The 4,587-nt window shown below is 69.6% G+C and carries 4 protein-coding genes; 3 read left to right on the top strand and 1 reads right to left on the bottom strand.

Annotated elements, in window-relative coordinates; genetic code table 11:
- On the bottom strand, positions 1 to 258 hold a 258-nt coding region (locus OP79_RS58195), incomplete at its 3' end, for an NAD(P)-dependent oxidoreductase (protein ID WP_281194621.1).
- Positions 259 to 586: 328 nt separating this feature from the next.
- Here OP79_RS58195 and OP79_RS48400 point away from each other — a divergent pair.
- Genes OP79_RS48400 through OP79_RS48390 form a run of 3 tightly spaced genes read left to right on the top strand, consistent with a single transcriptional unit; the run spans position 587 to position 4,495 of the window.
- Positions 587 to 1,672 (top strand): homoserine dehydrogenase, encoded by a 1,086-nt coding sequence (locus tag OP79_RS48400; RefSeq protein WP_033329612.1) that lies wholly within the window; start codon positions 587 to 589, stop codon positions 1,670 to 1,672.
- Positions 1,665 to 3,092 carry an aldehyde dehydrogenase family protein gene (locus OP79_RS48395; protein WP_078492530.1) on the top strand — a complete coding sequence of 476 codons (1,428 nt, stop codon included), beginning with the start codon at positions 1,665 to 1,667 and terminating at the stop codon, positions 3,090 to 3,092. Before OP79_RS48400 ends, OP79_RS48395 begins: the two co-directional genes overlap by 8 nt.
- Positions 3,089 to 4,495 (top strand): aspartate ammonia-lyase, encoded by a 1,407-nt coding sequence (locus OP79_RS48390; protein WP_033329611.1) that lies wholly within the window; start codon positions 3,089 to 3,091, stop codon positions 4,493 to 4,495. Before OP79_RS48395 ends, OP79_RS48390 begins: the two co-directional genes overlap by 4 nt.
- The last annotated feature ends 92 nt before the right edge of the window (positions 4,496 to 4,587 follow it).

The following is a 4,587-nucleotide window of genomic DNA, read 5'->3' as shown; positions in this document are numbered from 1 at the left end:
GCCCGCGGCGCTGCGGTCGTGGCCGGGGGCGAACCGGTCGTAGCCGACGACTTCGGCGCCCCGTGCCGCCAGCCGCCAGGCGGCCTGGCTGCCCATCGTGCCGGTACCGACCACGGCGACACGCTTCCTGGCAGCTGACACAGAACTTTCCTTTCGTAACGCTGAGGGCTTACGGGCCCCCGACGTGAAGCTGTTCGATTCAAGGCGGTTTGGACGGGGTCCAGAGGATTTGGAAACGCCGCATCGCAACCGTTGCACTCTCGGAGTTACCGGCCAACACTTTCAGGCATGCCACATTGTGGAATGAAGTGCTGGAATATGGCACAGAGGTTGGCAGTGTCCCGGAGGGGAGTCAAGAGGCTGCCGGACAGAAAACTCCGAGGATCAACGGCGGGAAACCGGATGGAGGTGAAGCACCGATAGGGGCCGCGATCGTGTCGCCGGACGCGGGGTGAGCGAATCGTCATCACAACGGTACAGATCGGCATGCGTCGTGGTCGTTGCGGCATGGAGCAGGTGACAGGCCGGACAGCGAGGCTCTGAGCAGCCGCACCGTGTGGGCGGCGGTATGTGAAGGAGCGATCTCATGGGCCGATACGATCTCGCCCTCATCGGGTTCGGCGGCGTCAATCGCGCGCTTGCCGAGCTCATATCCCAAAGCGGGGAGCGCCTGGCCAGGGAGCTGGGCTTCGCCCTGCGGGTGGTGGCGATCACCGACCTGCGGGCCGGTTGCCTGGTGGACACCGACGGCATCGATCTGGCGCCGCTGCTGGCCACCGAGCCCGGGGAGCTGAGCTTCGCGGGCCTTGCCGGAGGCAGCGCTGATCCGCGCAACGAGTGGGTGATCCGCGAGGTCCCGGCCGACATCGTCGTGGAGGCGACGTTCACCAACCCCACCGACGGCGAGCCCGCCCTCTCCCATGTGCGCTGGGCCCTGGAATCGGGCAAGCACGTGTGCACCACCAACAAGGGACCGGTCGCCCTCGCCGGCCGGACACTGAAGCAGCTGGCCGCCGAGCACGGTGTCAGCTTCGAGTTCGAGGGCTCGGTACTCAGCGGCACCCCCATCCTGCGCACCGCCGAGCGCATGTTCGCCGGCCTGGAGATCACCGGCGTCCAGGGCATCATGAACGGCACCTCGAACTACATCCTGGGCCGCCTGGAAGAGGGCGTCGATCTGCCTGCGGCCATCACGGAAGCCCAGGAGCTCGGGTACGCCGAAGCCGATCCCACCGCGGACATCGAGGGCCACGACGTCCAGCTCAAGGTCATGATCCTGGCCAACGAGGTCCTCGGCGCCGACCTGCGCCGCGAGGACGTCTTCTGCGAGGGCATCTTGGCGATCACCCCCCACGAGGTGCAGGACGCCGCCTCGAAGGGGCTGCGCTGGAAGCTGGTCGGCTCCGCCACCCGCCACGAGGACGGCAGCGTCGATGCCCGCGTCGCCCCGCTCGCCCTGCCCGCCCAGCACCCGCTCGCCGGGATCTCCGGCGCGGTCAACGCGGTCGCCTTCCACACCGATCTCCTCGGCACCGTCACGGTCTGCGGGCCGGGCGCCGGGCGCATCGAGACCGCCTACGCCCTGCTGTCGGACATCATCGCCATCCACCAGCGCCACGCCGACGACACCGCTCCCACGCGCCCGGTTCTGAAGGAGACTCACCGTGTCTGACACCGTCGTGCCCCCCGGCATCGAAGTCGGCACCGACACGGCGCCCGTGCACAACCCCTACACCGGCGAGGTCATCGCCTCGGTGCCCACCGTCGACGCGGGCGCCGTCGGCAGCATCCTGCAGCAGGCCAGGTGCGGGCGCCGCACCGCGGCCGCGCTGTCCCGCGCCTCCAGGGCCGCGATCCTGGAACGCGCCGCCCACCTGATCGAGCGGCGCGCCGAGTCCTTCGCTCAGCTGATTGTCAGCGAGGCCGGCAAGACCATCACCCAGGCCCGCAAGGAAGCCGCCCGTGCGGTCAACACCTTGTCCCTGTCCGCGGCCGAGGCGCGGCGCAACGCCGGTGAGGTCATCCCCTTCGACTCCTATGAGGGCTCGGAGAAACGGCAGGGCTGGTTCACCCGCGAACCGCTGGGCATCATCGCCGCCATCACTCCGTTCAACGACCCCCTCAACCTGGTCGCCCACAAGCTCGGCCCGGCCATCGCCGGCGGCAACGCGGTCATCCTCAAACCGTCCGCGCTGACGCCGCTGTCCGCGCTGCGCCTGGTCGACACCCTCATCGAGGCCGGCCTGCCCGAGGAGATCGTCACCGTCGTCAACGGCAATGCCGACATTGGTGCCGCGATCGTGGCCGCCCCCGACGTGCGCATGGTGTCCTTCACCGGCGGATTCGCCACCGGCGAGGCCATCTCCCGCACGGCCGGGGTGAAAAAGCTCGCCATGGACCTGGGCGGCAACGCCCCGGTCATCGTCATGGACGACGCCGACCTGGAGGAGGCTGTGGCCTCGTGTGTCTCCGGCGCGTTCTGGGCCGCGGGCCAGAACTGCATCGGCACCCAGCGGATCCTGATCGCCCGCGAGGTCTACGAGTGCTTCCGCGACGCCTTTGTCGCCCGCACCAAGCTGCTGCGCGTCGGCGACCCGCTCGACGAGCGCACCGACGTCGGCCCCATGATCACCCAGGAGGCCGCGGCCGCCACCCGCGCCAAGGTCGACACGGCGGTGGCCCAGGGCGCGGTGCTGCTGTGCGGCAACGACGCCTCCGGCTCCCTGTACGCGCCGACCGTCCTGGAAGACGTCCCGGCGACCTGCTCGATCTGGCAGGAGGAGGTGTTCGCCCCGGTCGTCGTGCTGCAGCCGTTCACGTCCTTCGAGGACGCCATCGAGCAGGCCAACGCCATCGACTACAGCCTCCACGCGGGCATCTTCACCTCGCGCCTGGACCGCGCCCTGACCGCGGCCCGGCTACTGGAAGCCGGCGGAGTCATGATCAACGACTCGTCCGACTACCGCTTCGACGCCATGCCGTTCGGCGGATTCAAGTACGGCAGCATGGGCCGCGAGGGCGTGCGCTTCGCCTTCGAGGAGATGACCCAGCCCAAGGTCGTCTGCGTCCACCACATCGGCGACACGCGGTGACAGTCTTCCGCACCGAAGGCGACTCCCTGGGGGAACTCCCGGTCCCCGCCGATGCCTACTGGGGGGTGCACACCGCCCGGGCGCTGGAGAACTTCCAGGCCAGCGGCATCCCGCTGGCCGCCCACCCGGCCCTGGTCCGGGCGCTGGCCACCGTCAAGCGCGCCGCCGCCCGGGCCAACGGCGAGATCGGCGCGCTGGAGCCGGACATCGCCCGGGCGGTCGAGGCGGCCTGCCAGGCCATCGAGGCCGGGCGCCACCACCAGGAGTTCTGCGTCGACGTCATCCAGGGCGGCGCTGGCACCAGCACCAACATGAACGCCAACGAGGTCATCGCCAACCTCGCCCTGGAACACCTGGGCTTGGAGCGGGGCCGCTACGGCGTCATCTCCCCGCTCGACCACGTCAACCGCTGCCAGTCCACCAACGACGTCTACCCCACCGCACTGCGGCTCGCTGTCAGCACCGCCCTGGACGGGCTGCTGGCCGAACTGGGCCCGCTCACCGACGCGTTCGCGGCCAAGGGAGCCGAGTTCGCCCACGTGGTGAAGGTGGGCCGCACCCAGCTGCAGGACGCCGTGCCCATGACCCTCGGCCAGGAGTTCACCGCCTTCGGCGTAACCCTGGTCGAGGACATGGCCCGCCTGCGTGAGAGCCTGCCGCTGCTGCACGAGATCAGCCTCGGCGCCACCGCCATCGGCACCGGCATCACCGCCGAGCCCGGCTACGCCGAAGCAGCCGTACGACATCTGGCCGTCCTCACCGGGCTCGAGCTGAAGCCATCCTTCGACCTGGTCGAGGCGACCTCCGACACCGGCGCCTTCCTGCTGGTGTCGGGCCTGCTGAAGCGGCTGGCCGTCAAGCTGTCGAAGATCTGCAATGACCTGCGCCTGCTGTCCAGCGGCCCGCAGAGCGGCCTGGGTGAGATCGCCCTGCCGCCCCGCCAGGCGGGCTCGTCGATCATGCCGGGCAAGGTCAACCCGGTGATCCCGGAGATGGTCAACCAGATCAGCTACGCGGTCGCGGGAGCGGATGTGTCGATCACGATGGCCGCGGAGAACGGGCAACTCCAGCTCAACGCCTTCGAGCCGCTGATCGGGCACCTGCTGCTGACCTCAATCCAGTGGCTCACGCGCGGCTGCACGGCACTGCGCACCCACTGCGTCGCCGGGATCACCGCCCACGAGGAACACCTGGCACGGCAGGCCGCCCGTTCCGTTGGCTCGGTGACCGCCCTGACCCCGCACATCGGCTACACGGCAGCCGCAACCATCGCCAAACAGGCTCTCGCGACCGGGAGTGACCTGGTGGACCTCGTGGTCCAGGCCGGGCTGCTCGACCGGGAACAGGCGACCGGACTGCTCACCCCGGTGCCGCCGAACTCCGCCCTCCTCTCGGACGGTTGACGACGCTGGACAGGGTGAGCGCGGTGACCGTGTCCCGTACGCCGGGCATCTGGGCGATGTCCTCCCAGATGCCCCGTATGCGTTCCAGTGAG

It is taken from the genome of Streptomyces yerevanensis (assembly GCF_000716805.1).
GTDB classification, from domain to species: Bacteria; Actinomycetota; Actinomycetes; order Streptomycetales; family Streptomycetaceae; genus Streptomyces; species Streptomyces flaveus.
This window is presented reverse-complemented; position numbering and strand designations above follow the sequence as displayed.